A 22,151-nucleotide genomic window follows, 5' to 3' on the forward strand; every position below is an offset into this window, starting at 1 on the left:
CCCTTCCAAGAGCAAGCCTTTAGGCACTGCTCCCGGAAGGGTTTTTCACTGCCTCCGCGTACTTTTCCACACATCATTCAGGGATATTGACCGTAGACCGGCCGATTTCAAATGGAGTGTAGACTCCCTCGGGGTGCATGGACATCCCTGCCGCGGCGTGTTCCAGGTTGTGGCAATGATCCATCCACAGTCCGGGATTATCCGCAACAAAAGCGGCTTCATACACTTCGCCTGGGGCTACGTTCAAGGAATCGGTCCACCACGGACTGCCCTGAACCGGTATGCCGTTCCGGCTCAGCACCAATAGGTGATGGCCGTGCAGATGCATCGGGTGATCCATGAATCCGCGATTGACGAATTTCATTTTGACGACATCGCCTTCACTTACCATCAGCGAGGGCGTATCCGGAAAGACATACCCATTGATCGTCTGTAAATTGGTCATGGTTCCGTTATAAAATCCAACCCGATTGTCCAGTACCAGCGTAAACGCCTTGTCATATTTCGTGTCGGAATCAAAGGGAACCGGCGCCGGAGCGCCATAGTATGCAGGGTCAAAGATCGTTCCCTCAACCCCGGGAGCTGGCATGTCGTGATCCGTGGCCGAGAGGACAACGGCCTCGCTGGTTTCGTTGATCGTACCCAGGCTGTGCGACACCGAAACGGCATGCTCCGGCATGACCAAGGCGAGATCATACCTTCCGCCGGCGGCAAGCAGAAGCGGCCGGTCTTCCATCCATTCCGGTCCGTTCAGATTGACCCCGTCTATGGCGGCTACTCGATACCGCGCTCCCGATACGTAAAAAATACGCGGCATGTTATGGGCGTTAATGAGCCGGATACGGACGGCCGTACCCGGTTCAATGATCCGGCGCGACAGCACGCCAGTGGGACCCAGCGTAATCGTGCTGCCGTTGCTCGTCCCGTGAGAGTGGGACATGACGGTCATATCGACATCCTCCGCGATACCTTCCTTCGGTTCGATGATTAGCGTGCCGTAGAGTCCTTTGGCAACTTGAACCGAGGATTGTTGATGCGAATGATACCAGTAAGTTCCCGTCTGATTGGTAATGAAACGGTAAACGAACCGTTCTCCCGGCATCACAGCATCTTGCGTCAGCCCCGCTACGCCGTCTTCGCCGTTCGGGACATTCAGGCCATGCCAGTGGATGGTGACGCCATCCTCGATATCAACGTTGTGCAATACGACTTCGACCAGGTCGCCTTCCTTTACTCGAAGCTCTGGTCCCGGGACGGTTTGATTGAAGGTCCAGAGTTCCGAATGTTCTCCGGTGGGAAGCGTTGTTATCAGCTTTGACGCTGATATTGTAAAAGAGCGGTCCGGCGGCGCATCTTGCGGACCTCTCAGGTCCTCGACGCTGACGGCTTCCGGGCTCATTACAGCCGCAGACACAGGCGAGTCTGCATGATCGAGACCTGCAAGATTGTGGCTTGCATTGGCGTGGCCTCCATGGGAGCTTTGGGTACCGTGATCCATCATGCTCATCCGATCCGGAAGTCTGGATGATAGCAGTCCGGATGCAACGATCGTCGAGACGACAACAAGAAGCACCAAGCCCTTTTGGACCATGCGGAGGAAGCGTTTCCCTGAGTTTTCTTGCCTGGCTAACTTTCCGCCTGCGGCTTGACGATTCAGGTGCCTTCGATAAGTGAAGGCTTGGAAAGCAACCCCAAGACCAAACCCTGCCCAAACCCCATATAACGTCTCGAATCGTAGCGGGGATTGCGCGAAGAACAGCATTTGGATCGCGGAAGCTGCGGATGCGGTAAATGCTGCCGAAAACGGCAGGAATATGATGGGGTTAGATAGCCCTCCCGCTCTCCCCTTCGTGGAAGAGAAGGCGGACTGTTCGCGCCGATAGAGTTCCGGAAGCGAGAACATGAAAATGGCGAACATGCCGCATAGGTACAGCGGCCACTGGATCAGCACCTTGTCTTCGACGAAGGACCAGTCGGTCATCCACATCCGAATCGTTGCGGCTAGCTTGACCGTGGTCAAGCAGACGGCCGGCCATAACCGGAATCGCAGGCTGCGCAGATGGGTATGGAACGATTCCGAAGTGTTATGGTCAAGCACATGTCGAGCTCGGGAATAGACCAGCCACCAGAGCGGCACAAGAGCGATTGTGATTCCGTATTCAATCATAATCCAAGTTCTCATAAGTTCAATTCTCCTTCGCCTTTTCATTGATGTAACCAGTTTACCGTCCGATTGTGTAGAACTTGTGGAAACGATCTTTTGATTATGTGTAAGAGCACTTTTTATGGCCATATCCGGGTTATAATGGCTACAAACGAATGAGGAGAAATTATGCTTATGGAAACGAAACTTATGATAGTAGAGGATGAAAAGGCGATGCTCGAGTCGATGAAGCAATATTTAGAGGCCGAAGGCTTCCTCGTATACGCAGTTACCAATGGTCTTGACGCGGTGGAAGCCGCACGCAGGGAACGGCCCGCGATCGTAGTCCTTGACTGGATGCTTCCGGGTAAGAGCGGCATTGACGTTTGCAGGGAGTTACGACAGGTCAGCTCTTGCGGCATTATTATGGTAACGGCCAAAACGGAGGAAACGGATAAAATTATCGGCCTGGAGCTGGGGGCGGATGATTATATGACCAAGCCCTTTAGTTTGCGGGAGCTTGCCTCCCGGATCCGTTCATTGCTTCGGAGAATCGATCCGAGAAACGACGAACCGGCCGACCTTGAGCGGGGAGATCTTCGTATTTCCTTGACCAAGTGCCAGGTTACAAGAAACGGCGCACTCATTCCCCTGACCCCGACCGAGTTTAAAATTTTGCTGACACTGGCTTCAAGACCAGGCGTCGTTTTCAGCCGGCTGCAGTTAATAAAAGCCGCCATGGACGATGATTTCATGAATTATGAACGCACGCTGGACTCCCATATCAGCAAGCTTCGGAAAAAGCTGGAGAATGATCCGGAGCGGATGAAATATATTCAGACGGTGTACGGATTCGGATACAGGTTCGGTGAAGAAGGATGAGTGTGCGGGGCAAAATCTTTTTGGCGATGGGCGTCCTGGTAGTCCTTGTCAGTGCGGCCTATATCGGGACGACGCAAGGTTACCTGGGTAGCCTATTCGCCCGATATTACACGGATGGCGGTGGAAGCAATGAAGGAATGATCTCTTTGGAGGGGGTAAGCCAGTATATCCTCGCAGAGATGAAGATCAAGGCCTTCAACATGACTTTGTTTATTGCGGGAGCGGCATTGATCCTCGGCTACTGGCTTTCTGGGCTAATCATGAATCCCTTGAACAAGCTGATACGCGTCATGCGCCGGGTAGCGGGCGGTGAGCTTGCCACCGAAGTCCCGATTGAACGGGCCGATGAATACGGTCAGGTCGGCGAGGCCTTTAATTCGATGACGACCCAGCTCCGCGACTTGATGGATAATCGAAAGCGCCTTGTTGAGGATGTAGCGCATGAGCTTAGGACGCCGCTGGCGATCATTCAATCCAAGCTCGAGCTGATTCAGCAGTCTCAAGGGACCGTTAAGCCGGAAGCGCTGCTCTCCGTGCATGATGAAGTGCTGCGGCTGATCAGGCTAGTGGATGAACTGCAGTTGCTGAATACGGCGGAAGCCGGAGAGCTTATATTAAACAAAGAACCAACGAACTTGCCTATGCTTATGGAGGAGCTGATTGAGCTGGTGCAGCCGGAAGCGGATGAATATGGGGTTAGTCTGGCCGTATCTTGTAACGAAGATATGCCGACGGTATGTCTGGATCCTAGACGGATAAAGCAGGTGTTTCTGAATTTATTGACGAATGCGCTAAGACATACGCGGGAAGGCGGGAAGATTACGGTCTGCATGCAGATCATTCATGATTGCGTCTCGATTTCGATCACCGATACCGGATCCGGAATTCCGGAGGGAGCGATTCCGCATTTGTTCGACCGGTTCTATCGCGCCGATGCCGGAAGAGGAAGAATCGCCGGTGGCTCAGGGCTCGGACTGTCGATTGCACATCAGATCGTTTCAGTCCATGGGGGAAGCATCCAGGTACGGAGCGAAGTGGGGGTCGGCTCCGAGTTTACGGTGAAACTTCCATTAGGATGAAAAAAACAGCCCACCTACAACACGGGAATAGATGGGCTGCAGACCACAAAGCGGTCTCTTCTTTTATGTACTGAAAGCGTTCAAAGCCTTGGCAGGCGAATGAGACATTTAATCGGTCGCCTCTTTCGCCAACTGGTCCATGATGCCGTTCAAGTCCGTGACCAGCGCTGCCATAAGATCCGCGGCATCCGACACCTGCCGGATGGATGCGGAGTGCTCTTGGAAAGCTTCGACGATGTCGTGAGCGTGGGCGGCCGTATCGTTCGTAAAACGGGTCATTTCTTGAATCGAATGATTCATCCGGTCGGAGCCGGCAGACAACTGCTGCGTCGCGGCGGATATTTCCTTCATCTGGTCGGAAGACTGTTTCACGGCATGGTGGATGACATCAAACGAGGCCCTCGCCTGATCGACGACCCGTACTCCCGAGCTCATATTGTCGTGGACTTGGCCGATGCTGCCGAGCAGATCGGCGGTTTCCCTATGTATGCTGTCAATCAGTTCGGTGATTTCGCCGACAGAGGCCGAGGATTGCTCGGCGAGCTTACGTACTTCGCCGGCAACGACGGCAAATCCCCTGCCAGCTTCCCCGGCTCTTGCCGACTCAATCGACGCGTTTAATGCCAGGAGATGGGTTTGGCTTGCAATGCCTCGGACTACCTCGAGAATATCACCGATTCGGGAGACGTGCCGGTTCAGCACCATCAACGTATTCCGGCTTTGGTCGACCGAGTGACCGGTATTCTTGATTTCGGATAAAATATTGCCGATGATATGACTGCCGAATTCCGCCTGTCGCGCGGATTCCTCGGAGGCCCCGGCGGCTTCCGACGCCGATGCTGCCGCATGGCGGATGCTTCCGCCAATTTCGAGAATGATGGCACGGTTTTGCTCCATCGCAGCCATCTGTTCCCTCGTTCCATGAGCAATGTCCTCGATGATCTTCCCCAGATGTTGACTTAGTCCGGTGCTTTGCCTGGATTGCCCGGCCAGCCGCTCAGCGGTCTCCTTCAATTGGCGGGTGGAGTCGGCCAGCTTAGACGTGATGTCATTCATCATCGCAGCACGCTGCTGATGCTGCGCCTCTCTCAAGGATGCTTCGATCCGCAGAGTGCTGTGAATTTGCCAGCTGGTTGCAGCCGAGGTAAGAATGAGAAATACCGCATGAATGATCAGCATCGTCAAGGAATAGCTCGTCGTTCCAAACACAAGCTCCGGAATAAGAAGAAACCCGAGAATATGCTGCGCGGCAAATATGCCGGTCATGCAGAAGATGAGCTTTATATTTTTATAGTAAGAGAGGGCCGCGATCACCATGAAGATGGAAAAGTGAAATTCGACATGCCCCCCTGCGCCGGCAATGATCGAGATGCTGCCAAGGGTTAGGACTAAGGTATGCATATAGGGAATACACGGGTGGTCCGGCTTGCGGCTGTAAATGACGAGCGTAACCGCCAGCAGCAGTGCAGGCAAAACAAGCAGCACGTTCAGGATGGCTCCGAATTGGCCTTCCATTTGGGCAGAGGAGAGCATCTCCTGGGCGTGCATGTTTTGGTCGAACACATGGAACCTGCGGGCTAGAAGATGTACAATAGCGGTAATTCCGATAATAGCTAGCGATACGGCATTCATAAGTTTGTTCTTACGGTTCATCATGGGCAGGGATCGGACTCCTTTTCATTTGGCAGGGTGCAATAGTAGGTTCTGCGTATACCTGTGCTTGGGATAAGTACAATGGCGCAGAGGAAGTGCTTTTCTTCAGATCAAGAATTCTGGACTTAAAATATACAGCTTAAATTTTAAAGATTTCTTGTAATTATGTTATCGGCCGCATGGCTCAAAAAATAAAATTTTATGCCATTGGTCCTTCGTGAACATGTAAAAGATCAGCTTTAAAGTCCGGTGTTAGAAGGGGGAGATCTAGGGTGACATTGCAGCAATTGAAGTATGTGATAGAGGTTGCGGGCCGGGGCTCGATGAATGAGGCGGCCAAGCGTTTGTTTATCTCTCAGCCCAGTCTGTCCAATGCGATCAAGGACCTGGAGGAGGAGCTTGGGATAACCATTTTCGAACGGACGAACAAAGGAATCATCCTGTCCAAGGAAGGGGCCGAGTTCCTAGGATATGCCCGGCAGGTCGTCGAGCAGGCGGAGCTGCTGGAGGGAAGGTACCTGAACGCCAAGCCGTCACCGCAGCATTTCTCGGTGTCGACGCAGCATTATGCTTTTGCCGTGAATGCCTTCGTCCATTTGGTTCAGGAGTACGGACAGGAGGAGTACGAGCTTGCGCTCCGTGAGACGAAGACTTATGAAATCATTCAGGATGTGAAGACCTTCCGCAGCGAGATCGGAATCCTGTACCTTAATGAATTTAATGCCAAGGTCATCAACAAGCTGCTGAAGGACGCCGGTTTAGAGTTTAACAGCCTGTTCACAGCGAAGCCGCATATTTTTATCAGCGTCCATAACCCGCTTGCCAAGCAGTCCATCGTCACGATCGAAGAGCTGCAGCATTATCCGTACCTGTCCTTCGAGCAGGGGGAATACAACTCCTTCCATTTCTCCGAGGAGATTCTGAGCACGTTGTCGCATAAAAAAAGCATCCGGGTCAACGACCGTGCAACTTTGTTCAATCTGCTGATCGGCCTGAACGGCTATACGATTTCCACGGGCGTGCTCAGCGCGGATTTGAACGGCAACGAGATCATTCCCGTTCCTCTGGCATGCGATGAGACGATCAACGTCGGCTGGATTCATCATAAAAATATCGCGCTCTCCAAGCTGGCCACGGCCTATGTGGAGGCTCTGCATGCGGCGATTGCCGATTGACCGGGCTTTCGCACAGGGCTGTCATAGCTGATCTCGAATCCATAATATATCTGAAAGCATCCTCCGGGGTAATGATAGGAAAGACGCTTTGTCTTTTTTGATCATGGCACGGGGGATTTTTTATTTCGTAGTCTAATATAACATATATTTGTGCGAGATATTGCATATATGTGAGGTTTTGCATACAATGGAGTTGTAATTGATAGGATGTTCAGTGCGAGTTTAAAAAGTCGGTTTTTCAGCACCGAAGCCCATGCTTCCGAAGTGCGTTTTTCCAAAACGCTTTAGTTAGACGAAGCTAGGGAGTGAGGAGCGGAGCTACACGTTTTCGCAGAAAACGCCTTCGAAAGCATCTGCTGTATTGGGTACGTGAGCACCTACAATGTTTCCGCAGGAAACATACTTCGGAAGCATCTGCTTAGGCCCGGCTGAATTCAAGATTCGATGCCGAGATACTTCTTGACTCCCTTCGTGATCAAAAAATGACTTTTTGAACAACCTCTTTCAGATTCATCATCCATTTAGGAGGGAAATGATATGCCAAGTCACTCGTTAAGCGCTTTCTTGCAGCAGAATTTAACCGAACTCAAGGAGCAGGGGCTCTATAATACGATCCAGCCGCTCGAAAGTCCGAACGGTCCGGTCATCAAGATTCAAGGACGCGAATTCGTAAATTTGTCCTCCAACAATTATTTGGGCCTTGCCAATGACGAGCGGCTGAAGGAAGCGGCAATCCGGGCAACCCGGGATTTTGGGACAGGAAGCGGCGCCGTGCGCAGCATTAACGGAACGCTGTCGCTTCACGTGGAGCTTGAAGAGAAGCTGGCCCAGTTCAAAGGAACGGAAGCCGTGCTGTCGTACCAATCCGGGTTCAACTGCAATATGGCGGCCATTTCGGCTGTGATGGGAGCCGGGGATGCCATTCTCTCGGATGAGCTGAACCATGCTTCGATCATTGACGGCTGCCGTCTGACGAAAGCGAAGGTGATTCGCTACAACCACTCGGATATGGATGATTTGCGGACGAAAGCCCGCGAGGCGAGAGAATCCGGGCAATACAATAAAATTATGGTTATTACCGACGGCGTATTTTCCATGGACGGCGATATCGCCAAGCTGCCGGAAATCGTGGAAATCGCGGAGGCCTATGATCTCATTACTTATGTTGACGATGCCCATGGCTCCGGCGTGCTCGGGGACGGAGCGGGGACGGTGAAGCATTTCGGGTTGTCGGACCGGGTTGATCTGCAGATCGGAACGCTGTCCAAGGCTGTCGGCGTGGTCGGCGGTTACGTCGCGGGATCCAGGGATTTGATCGACTGGCTCAAGGTCCGCAGCCGGCCGTTCCTCTTCTCGACCGCACTGCCTCCAGGTGCAGTTGCAGCGTGCATTACGGCGATAGATATCCTTCAGAACAGCAAGGAGCTTCAATCGAAGCTATGGGAAAATACCCGCTATTTGCAGGAAGGGCTCCGGCAGCTCGGCTACTCGACCGGCGCTACGGAAACCCCGATTACGCCTTGCATCATCGGGGACGAATCGACGACTCAGAAGTTCAGCACCCGTCTCTACGAAGAGGGAGTGTACGCCAAAGCGATCGTGTTCCCGACGGTGCCGAAAGGGACGGGGAGAGTACGCAACATGCCTACCGCGATCCATACGAAGGAAATGCTGGACCGCGCGCTTGCGGCATACGAATCCATCGGACGCGAGCTTGGTCTGATCTAAGAAGGAGGCATGATTCATGAAACGAATCTTGGTCACGGGTGCACTCGGTCAGATCGGTTCGGACCTGATCGTGAAGCTGCGGCAAATATACGGCGACGAAGCCGTGCTGGCAACGGATATTCGTCAATCGCAAAGCGAGGCGGTGCAGAGCGGACCGTTCAGGCTGTTGGATGTCACGGACAGCAAGGCGTTCTATGACGCGGCTAAAGAGTTTCGAGCGGATACAATAATCCATCTGGCGGCTCTGTTGTCAGCGCGGGCGGAATCGAACCCGGCGCTTGCCTGGAATCTGAATATGGGAGGCCTGTTGAGCGCGCTGGAGACGGCACGGGCGTTGTCATGCCAGTTCTTTACACCGAGCTCGATCGCAGCCTTCGGGGCGGATACCCCGAAGCGTGCGACCCCGCAGGATACGCTGCAGCGTCCACTGACGATGTACGGAGTCAGCAAAGTGTCTGGCGAGCTGCTGTGCGATTATTACCATCATAAATACGGCGTGGACACGAGGGGACTCCGTTTTCCAGGGCTAATCTCCCATTCCGCGCCACCTGGAGGAGGAACGACCGATTACGCGGTCGACATGTATTGGGAAGCGGTTCGCAGCGGCTCATACACCTCCTATATCGCGAAAGGAACGTACCTCGACATGATGTATATGCCGGATGCCATATCCGCGATCATAACGCTGATGGAGGCAGACGGTTCCCGGCTGAAGCACCGGAACGCCTTTAATGTGACGGCGATGAGCGTTGAGCCTGAATCGATCGCTGCCAGCATCCGCCGGCATATCCCGGACTTTAAGCTGGATTATCAGGTCGATCCGGTCCGCCAGTCCATTGCGAACGAATGGCCGGACGCGATTGATGCAACTTGCGCACGCGAAGAATGGGGATTTGATGTACAATATGATTTGAACCGCATGACGGATGATATGGTATCAAAGCTTACGGAAAAGCTGCGGGCGGATCAGAGCAAAATCAGCTAGCCGTTTTAGGTACCGAAGGAGGATATTGTACGATTGGAACCCATTCATAAAAAGGTAGGGAGAAATTTACAAGCCATTCGAAAATCGAGGAGCCTTAGCCTGGACAATGTATCGGAGCTGACCGGCGTAAGCAAAGCAATGCTCGGCCAGATCGAGCGGGGGGATTCGAACCCGACGATATCGGTGTTATGGCGCATCGTAAGCGGTCTGGGGATATCATTCACGACGCTGATTGAGGAAGCGGAGACCGAGGTGACGGTCGTATCGCCTGAGGATGTGGAGCCTTTCCATGAGGCAGAAGGCGCGTACCGGGTGCATCCGTTGTTCTCCTACAACCTTCGCACCAAATTCGAGTCGTATATGGTCATCATGGATCCCGGCTGCGATCATGGATCGGAAGCGCATAACGACGGCGTTGAGGAATATATATTTGTCCACCAGGGAGAGCTCGAGCTCTGGCGGGAGGACGAATGCTATACGGTGCCTGCGGGAAGCTCCGTGCATTTCGCGGCCAATCGTCCCCACCGTTACCGGAACCCGGGGAACGAGATTACGAAATTTTATACGATTATTTTCTATGCGGATGCCGCGGCACGCGGATAAGCGGCCTGAGAGCGGGAAAGCCTCAAGTGCCGAGGCGTATCCAACCTCATGGTATCCACAGCAAGTACAGGATCGAGCATCCTGTGCTTGCTTTTTTTATGGAGATCTTTGCGAAATCAGCTCTTAAACCTACGACCGTGATAAGAAGTGAAAATTCACCTTGATAAAATAAGTTTACTTGTGTTAATTTATTTACAAAAGTAAATTATTTTGAGGTGGAGACATATGCCCGTTTCGGAAATCCCTTTGCGTGAACTGAAAAAAGCCAAAAACAAAATCGCGTTGTATGAATCGGGAATCGCGCTGATGCGTGACCGGATGTTCAGCGAGGTGCTGCTGGAGGACATTTGCCGGGCGGCCGAGATATCGAAGGTTACTTTCTTCAAGTTCTATCAGCGCAAGGAGGATGTCCTGATCTATTTTATGCGGATATGGCTGACGAAGCGGATCATTGAGATCGAACAGGAAGGAAAAAGCGGATTTGCAGCTTTTCGGCATCTGCTGGATCAAGTGGTTAAAGAGCATGAAATCCGGCTGGGAATTATGCCAAGCCTGATCTCGTTCTTGGCCGAGGTCAAAATGCAGCCCTGCATGCCGGAGCTCAGCGAGGCTGAAGTCGCATTGCTCTTTCCGGGACAGGAAGAGATCGGGAGAAAGTCTCCCGATATGTACCGGCTGTTTCACCGTTTCATGACGACAGAGGCTGAGGCGGGGCGCTTGAATCCGGCGATGTCGGTGGAGCAGGCGGTCGAGTTCTGCTTCACCGTGTTCTATGGGGCGTTCTTGACCGCGCAGCTGTACGGTTCGGAGGATATCGGAAACGTGTATGAGAACCATCTGCGTTTACTTGAAATGAAGGAAGGAGAGTAACGGCATGAGCAAAGTGACGCCCGGGCGTTATACCGCCCAGATGGAAGGCTCATTTGTTGTCTTTATCATCGGATTTCGGATCAACAAGCTGTGGGCCGTGCACAAATGGCTGCCTGTTATGAATTCCATGTCTCCGATGCTGCAGGAGCTATACCGGAACAAGGAGCTCGGATTCATCGATGGTACCTTCCACGTGTCATGGCGGGGATTGACGCTGATCCAATATTGGAGAAGCTTCGAGCAGCTGGAGCACTACGCCCGCCATGGCGCCAATCATCTGAGTGCCTGGCGGAGGTTTAACCAAGCCGTCGGCACCGGCGGCGATGTCGGCATCTTCCACGAAACCTACCTCGTTCAGGAGGGGCAGTATGAGTGCCTGTACAATAACATGCCACGGTTCGGCCTTGCACGGGCAGGCGCGCATGTGCCTGCAACAGGACGCAGAGAAACGGCCGGCCGCAGGCTGGGCAGGGACAATGAGCCTGCTGTCCCAACGCCTCCGAACAGGATGTCCCGGTAGGGAACGGAGCTCCCGGGGACAAAGCTGTTTTCTAAAAGAAACCTTCATTGTCCCCCTGCTTCGTTTCATATCGGATTCGGATCCTAACCGGTCATGCTGATCCGTCTCTCCTATCGGGCTAATACCAGAGACATGTTTTTCAACTCCTCTCCATAAAAGTGTTGGTAAATCGCGCGTTTTCTTCTAATATGAAGCTATTACATGAAATGCGGAGAAAGGGAGCAATCGAGTTCCATAGAAACGCAAGGCTTGAAATTAGAAAGCGCTTCCAGAGGTCCGGCGGTTCCGGACCAAACACGGTCAGCGTGTCTATCGGCATGGCTGACGTATCGGTATGGATGAACAACCTTTTGGGTCAGGGGGATGTCTATGGGGAACAAAGCTTGGTTTTACCGTCAGCTGCTGTCGTATATGCCCGTCTTTTTTATTGTCATTTCCTTTGTGTTTTTCGTGTTTTTCCAAATGCTTGGCGAACAGTCGCGGCAGGGAGCGGTGCAAGCCAATGAGACGATGATCCAGCAGGCGATGCGGTCGGTGGATAACTCGCTGAAGTCCATTGATCAGATGCTGGTGCAGGAGCTGCTGTTTAATCCGGATCTGTCCGATTTTTTCAGCTCCGAGAATCAGGATGACGTTTACCTGAATATGCAGGCCGTGCAAGCGATGAAGCAATTCAAAGTCTCCAGTCCCCTTGTGGATTCCATGGCGCTGGTGCGCACGCAGGATGAATATGTTCTAACCACATCCTCCGCCTTCAAGCTTCAGGACTATGCGGATTATGCCTTCCTTAAACCTTACTTGAGCCGGAAAAACAGCGAAGCCCAGTGGAGCGGCATCAGGGATTTTCGCGAATTCAGCTTTAACGGTGCACGGCAGACGGTCACGCTCGTCCGGGACGCCCCGTTCGTATCCCGCGGCCGGGGGCTGATTGCGATCAACATCAACGTGGATGCCATATCCCAAATGGTTCAGGGGATGTATAACTCGGACGTCAGCTTTATCCGAATGAAGGATGCCGACGGCCGTTCCATGACCCCGGGGGCGATGGTGGCGGAGGACAGAGAGCCGGTGTCCAGCGCAGTCTCTCCGTACACGGGCTGGGTATATGAGGGCGGCCTGACGCAGGGCAGGGTGGTCGGCATCGTAAGCCAGCTGTACAACGTGTGGTTCATGGTAGGCATATTGATGTGTTTGGCCGGCATTGTATGGATCGTTTATGTTACACGCAGAAACTACAAGCCGGTAGAGGCCATCGTGTCTCAGGTTCAGAAGTATACACAGACCAAGACGAATGCCCTGCTTCACGGCCGCAAGCAGGATGAGTTTGCTTTTATTGAATCGGCGCTTGAGAGCATATTGGAGCAGTCCAACAGCTTTCAGCAGCAGCACCGCGAGGATTTGCTGCTTCGGAAGGCTTATTTGTTTCAGCAGCTGATCGAGGGGCAGTATCCGCTGCAGTTGGAGCAATGGAATGAACAGAGGGATGTCATTGAGCTGCCGGATCTGGCCTCTCCTCAGATCGTCAGCGTGATGGAGATCGATAAGTACGCTCACTTCTGCGAACAGTACCGGGAGCAGGATCAATATTTATTGAAATTTGCTCTGAAGAGCGTTGTTCAGGAAACGGCAGCCGCACGGGGATCCGTCCTTTGGGCGGAATGGACATCCGCATCGAAGCTGGGTGTTATCATCCAGGTCGATCCGGCTCCGGATATGATGCAGGAGGCTGCTGTAATCTTCGAAGATGCCCGCCGGTGGGTGGAGGAGCATCTGAAGCTGACCGTAACGATTGGCATGGGAAAGCTGGCAGAGCAGTATACGGAAATACCGGAGTCGTACAGCCAAGCGCTCAAGGCATTGAAATATAAAATGATTCTCGGCGAGAACAGGATCATTCCTTACGGACAAATCGCCGGCGAGGAGCGTGGACATGCGTTTGATTTTCTGAATCTGATCCGTTCCATCGCCCAGTCCTTACGGATGGTGAATCCGGATTGGCGGGAGAAATATAAAGCCTTGATCGAGCATATTGAGAAGAATATGCTGGACCGGGACGGGGTTCACAGTTTAGCGGATTACTTGATCTATGCGCTCGGCCGGGAATTGTCCTGTATGGCTAAGGAGTTTCAGGACGTTTGGCTAAACGAGGGCCAGCCCCAACTGCGGCATGCACTGCAGCGATCGGACACGCTGGAGCAGCTGCAGCAAAACTGCGGCGAGGCGCTCTCGTCCCTATACGAGGGCATGGCATCGGTCCTCAACGGGCGCAATCACGCCGATACGATCCGGCGAATTCGGCAGTATATGGAGGAAAATTCGGCGAATCCCGATCTGTCGCTGAACTACTTGAGCGAACAGTTCCATATGAATTGGAAGACGCTCAGCAAGCTGTTCCGGGAGGAGACGGGCCAGAAGTTCGTTGATTATTTGATTGAGCTGCGGATCACGCATGCCCGAAGGCTGCTTGTCGAGACGACCCTGCCCGTTCAGGAAATCGCGACCAAGGTCGGATACTCGAATGCCATCTCTTTTGGCCGGATGTTCAAAAAAACAGTGGGCCTGTCCCCTGGCGAATATCGGGACCAGGCGGCTTCCGGGGACGCAAATCGGATCGCCGAAGGCTAGAACCGAGACGCGCCCCAGATTATGGACGAGGCTTCAAAATCCCGCGGAATGCGCTATTCTGCGGGATTTTTTTCATGCGGGGAGTTTGGTTTAGCGGCGGAAAAAGGTTTATCCGTCTGATGCTTGCCTGATCTATGGCATCTAGTCTGCTTCGCGGAAATACGTTGGGCCGGCGAATCTTGTTTATTGAACGGCCGGGGAGGCTTCCCCTAAACTAAGGGTCATCAAACCGATAAGGAGGGGTAGCCCGGTGGCTCGCATGAGCAAAACAATGGAAGCAACGGCCGGAATGAATGTCCCATTGCACAAGCCCGGAAGCAGAACAAGGAAGAAGCTGATGAAGCACTGGCAATTTTACCTGCTCGTGTTCTTCCCTCTGCTGTATATCGTCATTTTTAAATATGTTCCGATGTTCGGCGTTCTGATTGCATTTAAGGAATACAACGTCGTTCAGGGAATATTCGGAAGCCCCTGGGTGGGATTCGATTATTTCAAGCAGCTGTTCGAGGCTCCGTTCTTCTGGCAGTATGTCCGAAATACGCTGGAAATTTCCCTGTACGGACTGCTCGTCGGTTTCCCGGCGCCAATCCTGCTCGCACTGGCTCTGAATGAAATTCGAAACGGCAGGTTCAAGAAGACGGTCCAAATGGTCACGTATGCGCCTTATTTTATTTCGACCGTGGTCATCGTTTCGATCCTCATCGTGAATTTATCGCCGAATACCGGACTCATGTCCAATCTGTATCGGGCGCTGGGGCTTGAGCCCGTCGATTTTCTAGGCATCCCGGGGCTGTTCAAGTCCATTTACGTCTGGTCCGATGCATGGCAGTTCACCGGTTATGGCGCCATTATCTACATAGCGGCCCTCGCCGGCGTGAATCCGGATCTGTACGAGGCGGCCAGGGTGGATGGAGCGACCCGGCTTCAGAAGATCATCAACATTGATATTCCGAGTCTGTTCCCGGTAATCGTCATCCTCCTGATCCTGAATCTTGGAAATGTAATGAGCCTTGGCTTCGAGAAAATCTATCTTATGCAGAACCCGCTCAACCAGAATACGTCGGAGGTCATCTCCACGTATGTGTACAAGGTCGGACTGCTTGGAGCGAACTTCAGCTTCTCGGCAGCGATCGGGCTGTTCAACTCCGTCATTAACTTTATTTTGCTGGTTATCGTCAATTTTGTGTCCCGCAAGGTATCATCCACGAGTCTATGGTAAGAGAGGAGGATTCGCATGAGCAGAACCGCTATTCGGGAGTCTGTCCAGGACCGGTTGTTTCTCGGCTTGGTGTATTTGTTTCTGTCGGTTATTCTGATCGTCATTCTGTTTCCGCTGCTGCACATTGTAAGCGCATCCTTTAGCTCTCCGGGGGCTGTATCCTCCGGAAAAGTGTGGCTGTGGCCGGTCGATGTGACGCTGATCGGGTATAAGGCCGTCTTCCAAAATTCCAATGTGCTGATCGGATTCGGCAACTCGCTATTTTATGCGGTGGTCGGCACCCTCGTGAACGTGGCCTTTACCGTCATGCTGGCTTACCCGCTGGCCAGAAAAACGTTCTATGTCCGCAATATCATTATGATGCTGCTGGTGTTCACGATGTTCTTCGATGGGGGCTTGATCCCGAACTACCTGCTCGTCAAATCGCTGGGGATGCTTGATACAAGATGGGCGATGATCATCCCGGGAGCCCTGGCCGTATTTCAGGTTATCATCGCCAGAACGTTCTTTCAAACCACCATTCCAGAAGAGCTGGCCGAAGCGGCAGAGATGGACGGGAGCAGCGACATTACCTTTTTTCTAAGAATTGCCCTGCCGTTATCCAAGCCGATCATTGCCGTGCTGGCTTTGATGTATGCAGTCGGACATTGGAATTCCTACTTCAACGCCTTGATTTATTTGAAGGACAGCAGTTTGTTCCCGCTGCAAATTTTTCTAAGGGACATTCTGATTTTGAATTCCGTCAGCGCGGAGATGGTCACCAACGTGAACGAGCTGCTTGTCCGCGAAGGGATGAAGGACCTGCTGAAATATTCACTGATCGTGGTAGCGAGCGCGCCGGTGCTGATGATTTACCCGTTCGTGCAGAAGTATTTTGTCAAGGGAGTCATGATCGGTTCACTCAAGGGATAGCTCACTGGAGTGAAGCCGAAGGGAAGGAGGTGAGGCACAGACTGTCATGCAAGCGATTCATCAGCTATGGGGGTAAATGTAGAAGCATTTGATTGGAAGATGGTAAGACTTGCGTTCTAATTCCATTCATGAGGAGGAGTTCGTTTGAAGAGAACCATCGTATGGCACTTAAGTTTGATTATGGTCATTGTCTTGGCGCTATCGGGCTGCTCGAAGCCGGCAGAACCCAAAGGAGAAGGGGGAAGCACCGCTAAGACGGGGGATCCGGGATCTCCGGTCGAATTGACGGTATTCGCGCCCCAGTCCGCAGGGATCGAAAGCCTGGACGTCAATCCGTTCTCCAAGCATATTGAAGAAAAGCTGGGCATCAAATTTAAATGGAATACGACCCCGGATGCCGTATTCAACGACAAGAAGCTGCTTATGCTGGCCAGCGGAGATTATCCGGCCCTCATTATGAACGCCGGCATCTCAAAGGCGGATCAGATCAAATACGGTATGCAGGGCGCATTCATTCCGTTGAACGATCTGATCGAGCAGCATGCGCCGAACATTAAGAAGGCGATGGAGGAGATTCCGTACCTGGCCCCGGCCATGACGGCGCCGGACGGCAACATTTATGCCTTGCCGAAGGTGAATGAGTGCTTGCACTGCACATATGGCCAGCGGATGTGGATCAATACGACATGGCTGGAGAAGCTGGGGCTTGAAATGCCCCAAACCACGGATGAATTCTATGAAGTGCTGAAAGCCTTCAAGGAGAAGGACCCGAACGGAAACGGCAAAGCCGATGAAATTCCGCTGACCACCTCGCTTGATGTGTGGGGAGGAGGAGTTGACGCCTTTTTGATGAATGCCTTTATATATAACAATGGCACCTCGTATTTGAGCGTGAAGGACGGGAAGGTTATTCTGTCCGCGACGGAGCCTGAATGGAAGGAGGGGCTGAAGTACTTACGGAAGCTGTACAGCGAGGGCTTGATCGACAAGGGCGCGTTTACGCAAAACGGCGATGCCGTCAAGCAGCTGGGGAATAAATCCGAGAATGTGGTCGGTGCGGTCGGCTACGCCCTGATCAGCAGCATGCTGGATACAACGGACGCGAAGCCGCGCCATAAGGAGTACGACGTCGTTCCGCCGCTGAAAGGGCCGAACGGTGTACAGCTGGCAGGCTACAGCGTAGGCGCGGGGGATGGATCTTTTGTCATCACGAATAAAGCGACGGAGGAGGAGCGGATCGCCGCCATTAAGCTGGCCGACTATCTGTTCTCGGAGGAAGGGACGGTCATGACCTCTTGGGGGTTTGAAGGGGACGGCTGGAGGAAGGCGGAAGCCGGTGCGCTTGATTACAATGGCAAGCCGGCCAAATACGAGGCCCTGAAGCGGGATGTGCCCGAAGGGACGCCGGATGTTACTTGGTGGCAGCTCGGGACGATGCTGATGGTCAACTCGATCCGCGAATCGTTCGTCGCGCCTGAGGATCCGCTGGGCAACGGAGCCTATGAATACCGGCTGTGGCTGGCTGCCAAGAAATATGAGCCGTTTGCCAAGCCTGAGCTCGTGTACCCGACTGACGTGTTCATCGATCCGGCCGACGCCACGTTCATTGCGCAGATTCAAAAAACGATTCAGGATTACGTGAAATCGAACCTGGCCCAGTTCGTAACCGGCAGCAAGGATATCGAGAAGGATTGGGACGCTTACGTAAGCGGGTTTAAAGGGCTGCAGCTGGATAAATATCTTGAAATTCACCAGAAAGCGCTGGATAACCAAGGTTCGTAACAGACAGGAGGTTTATCGCTTGCAAAATAGGATCGAATACGCGGCTCGCATCCAGCCGACACAGCGGCAATTGGCCGTTCAAGACATGGAGTTTTACGCATTTATCCACTTTACGGTAAATACGTTTACCGATATGGAGTGGGGAACGGGGAAGGAGGACCCTGCGCTGTTCAATCCCACGGAGCTGGATGCGGATCAGTGGGTAGAGGCCTGCGTCAGCGCCGGCATGCGGGGCTTGATCCTTACATGCAAGCATCATGACGGGTTCTGCCTGTGGCCGAGCCGGTATACCGAACATTCCGTAAAGAGCAGCCCATGGCGCGGCGGCGAGGGCGATGTGGTACGGGAAGTCGCGGAGGCCTGCCGGAGGGGCGGGATCAAGTTCGGCATCTATGTCTCCCCTTGGGACCGGCATGAGCCGACGTATGGAGATTCACCGCGGTATAATCAGTTTTTTCTGAACCAATTAAGGGAGCTGCTTACGGGGTATGGCGAGTTGTTCTGCGTATGGTTCGACGGCGCCTGCGGCGAAGGGCCGAACGGCAAGCGCCAGAAATATGACTGGGAGGCGTATTACGCCCTGATCCGGGAGCTGCAGCCGGGAGCCGCCATTTCCGTATGCGGTCCCGACATACGCTGGTGCGGGAATGAGGCGGGGCATTGCCGGGAGTCCGAATGGAGCGTCGTCCCTGCGTCCCTGCGCGAAAACGAAGCGATTCAGGAAAAATCCCAGAAGACGGACGACCGCGAGTTTGCCCGCCATTACAGCTCGAGCGAGGAGGACCTTGGCAGCCGCAGCGTCATCCTGAGTGAGCGCGAGCTGGTGTGGTATCCGGCCGAAGTGAATACGTCGATCCGCCCGGGCTGGTTCTACCATGCCTCGGAGGACGATAAGGTTCGGCCGCTTGCAGAGCTGCTGCATATTTATTACGGCTCGGTCGGGGGCAACGCCACCTTCCTTCTGAATATTCCGCCGGATCCCCGCGGGCTGATTCACGAGAACGACAGGCAGCGGCTGCGGGAGCTGGGCGAGGTGCTGCGCGCTACGTTCAAGACGAACCTCGCTGCACAGGCGCATATTGCGGCATCGGAGACGATGCCGGGGTCGGATGCCGCGAATATGCTGGACGGGGACAAGGACACGTATTGGTGCCCGGAGGAGGGCACCGAATACGCCGTGATCGAGGTCGATCTCGGGAGCGAGCAGGAGTTTGATCATATCGTGCTGGCTGAGCACCGATATGGGCAGCGGGTCGAACGGTACGAGCTGGAGTATAGGGAGGACGGTGCCTGGAAGCCAATCTGCCGCGGAACGGTCATTGGCCGCAAGCGGATCTGCAAGTTTCCAGCGGTACGGTCCAGATACATCCGGTTTACCATTTTGGAATCGCGATGGTGTCCGAACATTTCCGCGATCGAGGTGTATCGGGGCGTTGACTGAAGCTGGGTTGAACCCCTGCGGTTGGAGCTGACCGAGAGCGTTCATTGATGAATTAATGAACTAAACATGGGGTTGGATGCAATCTTGGGGCTGGATCGGCGCTACCATTGGTCATGTGGGGCAATACCCGGGTGCTACCATTGACCATGGGGCAAGACCGGGCGGCTACCATTGAGCATGAGACGAGACCTGGTGCTATCATCGGTCATGAGGCTAGGCCTCGCGCTACCATTGGTCATGGGGGCAATACCCGGGTGCTACCATTGACCATGGAGCAAGACCGGGCACCGATGAAGCGCTCTTGGCGCGTCCCAGGGAGCGTATCACGACTTCATGTTGGGCCCAAACACATTCGTACTTGCAACAGGGCGGCCATCTTCTAGGAGGATGGTCCCCTTTTTTATCGAAATCATTTTTTTCTCGTGCAAGTTCCGCGAGTTCGCTAGTATGATATACGAAAGATTGATCCAAATCACGATAGAGAGGATGCATCGCCGAATGAGCAATATTCCAACGTTCGAGACCCGGCTTCTCAGCTCCTTGTCCAAAGTGTTTGCCGATGAAGAGCTGGCAGCCGCACCGTATGATGCAGGGTCGGCTTTCCTGAATGAGACGTTTTCTTTTCAAGTGGCTTACCGCTCAAGTCAACTGATGAAAAATATCCGCGTCGTTGTCGAGTCCGAGCTGAGCGAGTACATTTCCATTCGCTCTGTAGGTCTTGCCCCTTCGGACCTGCCGACGTACCATGACCATGACGAGTTCATATTAAGAAGCACCCCGGGGTTATACCCGGATCCGTTATTTCCTCTCGCTGCAGACGCAGCTGTAACAGGGCGTCCGAGCCAGTGGAGAAGCTTATGGGTTACAGTTGAGCCGGATTCCGGCAGAGCGGGCGGTAAATACGATATCGGGCTCCGGTTTGAGACGGATTCGGGAGAGAAGCTTGCCGAAGAGACTTTCCGGCTGGAGCTGATCCCAGCTGTGCTGCCGGCGCAGACGCTGATTCATACCGAGTGGTTCCATACGGATTGCCTGGCAACCTACTATGGTGTCGATGTGTTCAGCGAACGTCATTGGCAGCTGATCGAGCAGTATATCCGGACGGCGGCAGAGCACGGGATGAACATGATGTTGACCCCGCTGTTTACTCCCCCGCTGGATACCGAAGTGGGCGGCGAGCGCCCGACGGTGCAGCTCGTGGATGTTGAGGTTCTCGGCGATGGCTCCTACCGGTTCGGATTTGACAAGCTGGACCGCTGGACCGATCTGTGCGACCGCTGCGGCATTCAATACCTAGAGTTCTCCCATTTCTTCACGCAGTGGGGGGCGAAGCACGCACCGAAAATTGTGGCGAACGTAAACGGGGAGACCCAGAAGCTGTTCGGCTGGGAGACCGATGCATCGGGTGAGGAATATCAAGCCTTCCTTAGACAGTTCATTCCGGCTTTAGTGGACTGGATCGAGGATCATGGGCGTGACGACAGATGTTATTTCCATGTGTCCGATGAGCCCCATGCCTCCCATATTGAGGCATACGGCCAAGCGAGCCGTTTAATGAACGAGCTGCTGCCCGATTACCCGATTATCGACGCGCTTTCCGATTTTTCGTTCTATGAGGAAGGGCTTGTAAAGCGCCCGATTCCGGCAAGCAACCATATCGAGCCGTTCCTCGAAGCCGGAGTCGAAGGGCTGTGGACCTACTACTGCTGCTCGCAGTATAAAGAGGTGTCCAACCGGTTCTTCAACCTGCCTTCCGCTCGAAACCGCATTCTTGGCATGCAGCTCTATAAATATAACATCGAAGGCTTCCTGCATTGGGGCTACAATTTCTGGTACTCCCAGTACTCGCGGCGGGCGATCGATCCTTATCGGGTAACCGACGCGGACAGCGGCTTTCCGTCCGGCGATGCGTTCCTGGTTTATCCAGGAGAGGACGGACCGGTGGAGTCGATCCGGCTGAAGGTGTTCCATGAAGCGCTTCAGGATCTCCGGGCGCTGCAGCTGCTGGAGCAGCAGATCGGCCGTGAGGCCGTGCTGGAGGCGCTGGAGGAAGGGCTGGAAGAGCCGATCACATTCAAGACGTATCCGCGTGATGAGAAGTGGCTTCTGTCCAAGCGGCAATGGATTAATGACAAGATTAAGGAGTCGATGGCGGTTAAATAAGGGAAAAGGGAGCAGAGGTGGATGGTCACCGCGCGTACCGCTATATTCCCGAGATCATCGCTATATACAAAGCCAAGACAACGACATAATTACAGGGTTCGTACTGGTGATATGCGTAGCTGCTATGATTGCATAATCTCTATTCCCGGCCACTCTCACGAAATTGGTCCCTTTCAAATGCTTGCCGCTTCGATACAATGTATCGGAGCGGCTTTTCGTTTTGCCCAGACCGATAGGCTCCCACGGCTCCCTATAGGTAGACAGGTGACATGACAAAGGAAGGAAGTAACTTGTTTTGCCGAGAGGAGTTTTTTAGATCTAAACCTTTAATAACTTGGAACTACCTAACTTAATGATTGGACGGATAGCGG

The 22,151-nt window shown here is 53.4% G+C and carries 16 protein-coding genes; 14 read left to right on the plus strand and 2 right to left on the minus strand.

The annotated features are described in order from the left end of the window. Nucleotides 1-73: 73 nt before the first annotated feature. A complete protein-coding gene (locus tag MKX76_RS00655) occupies nucleotides 74-2,182 on the minus strand; it encodes a multicopper oxidase family protein (protein ID WP_007127611.1) in 2,109 nt (702 codons plus the stop codon). A gap of 156 nt (nucleotides 2,183-2,338) precedes the next feature. On the opposite strand from MKX76_RS00655, the gene MKX76_RS00660 reads away from it, so the two are divergent. Next, entirely contained in the window at nucleotides 2,339-3,025 is a 687-nt protein-coding gene (locus MKX76_RS00660) for a response regulator transcription factor (protein WP_028406075.1), read from the plus strand. Then, on the plus strand, nucleotides 3,022-4,104 hold the full coding sequence (locus tag MKX76_RS00665) for a sensor histidine kinase (protein ID WP_040737838.1): 1,083 nt from the start codon (nucleotides 3,022-3,024) through the stop codon (nucleotides 4,102-4,104). Before MKX76_RS00660 ends, MKX76_RS00665 begins: the two co-directional genes overlap by 4 nt. 108 nt (nucleotides 4,105-4,212) lie before the next feature. On the opposite strand, the gene MKX76_RS00670 is transcribed toward MKX76_RS00665, so the two are convergent. After that, a complete protein-coding gene (locus MKX76_RS00670) occupies nucleotides 4,213-5,760 on the minus strand; it encodes a methyl-accepting chemotaxis protein (protein ID WP_341032690.1) in 1,548 nt (515 codons plus the stop codon). Nucleotides 5,761-6,029: 269 nt separating this feature from the next. Between MKX76_RS00670 and MKX76_RS00675 the strand changes: the two genes are divergently transcribed. The 12 genes from MKX76_RS00675 (at nucleotide 6,030) to MKX76_RS00730 (ending at nucleotide 21,780) form a co-directional block, all read left to right on the plus strand. Then, entirely contained in the window at nucleotides 6,030-6,932 is a 903-nt protein-coding gene (locus MKX76_RS00675) for a LysR family transcriptional regulator (RefSeq protein WP_007127615.1), read from the plus strand. Nucleotides 6,933-7,469: 537 nt separating this feature from the next. Continuing rightward, nucleotides 7,470-8,660 carry a glycine C-acetyltransferase gene (locus MKX76_RS00680; RefSeq protein WP_341032691.1) on the plus strand — a complete coding sequence of 397 codons (1,191 nt, stop codon included), beginning with the start codon at nucleotides 7,470-7,472 and terminating at the stop codon, nucleotides 8,658-8,660. A 16-nt stretch (nucleotides 8,661-8,676) separates the two neighbouring features. Further along, a complete protein-coding gene (locus MKX76_RS00685) occupies nucleotides 8,677-9,645 on the plus strand; it encodes an NAD-dependent epimerase/dehydratase family protein (RefSeq protein WP_007127617.1) in 969 nt (322 codons plus the stop codon). Nucleotides 9,646-9,678: 33 nt separating this feature from the next. Next, nucleotides 9,679-10,248, plus strand: coding sequence for a helix-turn-helix domain-containing protein (locus MKX76_RS00690; protein WP_007127618.1), 570 nt, complete (start codon nucleotides 9,679-9,681; stop codon nucleotides 10,246-10,248). 225 nt (nucleotides 10,249-10,473) lie between these two features. After that, nucleotides 10,474-11,118, plus strand: coding sequence for a TetR/AcrR family transcriptional regulator (locus tag MKX76_RS00695; RefSeq protein ID WP_007127620.1), 645 nt, complete (start codon nucleotides 10,474-10,476; stop codon nucleotides 11,116-11,118). A gap of 4 nt (nucleotides 11,119-11,122) precedes the next feature. Continuing rightward, complete coding sequence (locus tag MKX76_RS00700; RefSeq protein WP_007127621.1) at nucleotides 11,123-11,638, plus strand: DUF4188 domain-containing protein; 516 nt, start codon at nucleotides 11,123-11,125, stop codon at nucleotides 11,636-11,638. Nucleotides 11,639-12,007: 369 nt separating this feature from the next. Next, nucleotides 12,008-14,263: a helix-turn-helix domain-containing protein gene (locus MKX76_RS00705; RefSeq protein ID WP_341032693.1), complete on the plus strand. Its 2,256-nt coding sequence runs from the start codon at nucleotides 12,008-12,010 to the stop codon at nucleotides 14,261-14,263. Between the two features lie 289 nt (nucleotides 14,264-14,552). Beyond that, the gene (locus MKX76_RS00710; RefSeq protein ID WP_232239426.1) at nucleotides 14,553-15,482 is read left to right on the plus strand and encodes an ABC transporter permease; all 930 of its coding nucleotides are present in this window, start codon (nucleotides 14,553-14,555) and stop codon (nucleotides 15,480-15,482) included. Nucleotides 15,483-15,497: 15 nt separating this feature from the next. Beyond that, entirely contained in the window at nucleotides 15,498-16,394 is an 897-nt protein-coding gene (locus MKX76_RS00715; RefSeq protein WP_007127624.1) for a carbohydrate ABC transporter permease, read from the plus strand. 180 nt (nucleotides 16,395-16,574) lie between these two features. Then, nucleotides 16,575-18,176, plus strand: a complete 1,602-nt coding sequence (locus tag MKX76_RS00720) for an ABC transporter substrate-binding protein (RefSeq protein WP_050953996.1) — start codon at nucleotides 16,575-16,577, stop codon at nucleotides 18,174-18,176. A 19-nt stretch (nucleotides 18,177-18,195) separates the two neighbouring features. Further along, a complete protein-coding gene (locus MKX76_RS00725; protein ID WP_341032695.1) occupies nucleotides 18,196-19,617 on the plus strand; it encodes an alpha-L-fucosidase in 1,422 nt (473 codons plus the stop codon). Nucleotides 19,618-20,115: 498 nt separating this feature from the next. Then, nucleotides 20,116-21,780, plus strand: a complete 1,665-nt coding sequence (locus MKX76_RS00730; RefSeq protein WP_007127628.1) for a DUF4091 domain-containing protein — start codon at nucleotides 20,116-20,118, stop codon at nucleotides 21,778-21,780. Nucleotides 21,781-22,151: the final 371 nt, after the last annotated feature.

The organism is Paenibacillus sp. FSL R5-0810, assembly GCF_038002285.1.
Taxonomy (GTDB): Bacteria; Bacillota; Bacilli; order Paenibacillales; family Paenibacillaceae; genus Paenibacillus_AQ; species Paenibacillus_AQ lactis.

Bases quoted from the DNA above. Each gene is read 5' to 3' on its own strand.
- MKX76_RS00655 (WP_007127611.1), bottom strand. From the start codon at position 2,182: ATGAGAACTTGGATTATGATTGAATACGGAATCACAATCGCTCTTGTG.
- MKX76_RS00660 (WP_028406075.1), top strand. From the start codon at position 2,339: ATGGAAACGAAACTTATGATAGTAGAGGATGAAAAGGCGATGCTCGAG.
- MKX76_RS00665 (WP_040737838.1), top strand. From the start codon at position 3,022: ATGAGTGTGCGGGGCAAAATCTTTTTGGCGATGGGCGTCCTGGTAGTC.
- MKX76_RS00670 (WP_341032690.1), bottom strand. From the start codon at position 5,760: ATGATGAACCGTAAGAACAAACTTATGAATGCCGTATCGCTAGCTATT.
- MKX76_RS00680 (WP_341032691.1), top strand. From the start codon at position 7,470: ATGCCAAGTCACTCGTTAAGCGCTTTCTTGCAGCAGAATTTAACCGAA.
- MKX76_RS00685 (WP_007127617.1), top strand. From the start codon at position 8,677: ATGAAACGAATCTTGGTCACGGGTGCACTCGGTCAGATCGGTTCGGAC.
- MKX76_RS00695 (WP_007127620.1), top strand. From the start codon at position 10,474: ATGCCCGTTTCGGAAATCCCTTTGCGTGAACTGAAAAAAGCCAAAAAC.
- MKX76_RS00700 (WP_007127621.1), top strand. From the start codon at position 11,123: ATGAGCAAAGTGACGCCCGGGCGTTATACCGCCCAGATGGAAGGCTCA.
- MKX76_RS00705 (WP_341032693.1), top strand. From the start codon at position 12,008: ATGGGGAACAAAGCTTGGTTTTACCGTCAGCTGCTGTCGTATATGCCC.
- MKX76_RS00710 (WP_232239426.1), top strand. From the start codon at position 14,553: ATGAATGTCCCATTGCACAAGCCCGGAAGCAGAACAAGGAAGAAGCTG.
- MKX76_RS00715 (WP_007127624.1), top strand. From the start codon at position 15,498: ATGAGCAGAACCGCTATTCGGGAGTCTGTCCAGGACCGGTTGTTTCTC.
- MKX76_RS00720 (WP_050953996.1), top strand. From the start codon at position 16,575: ATGGTCATTGTCTTGGCGCTATCGGGCTGCTCGAAGCCGGCAGAACCC.
- MKX76_RS00730 (WP_007127628.1), top strand. From the start codon at position 20,116: ATGAGCAATATTCCAACGTTCGAGACCCGGCTTCTCAGCTCCTTGTCC.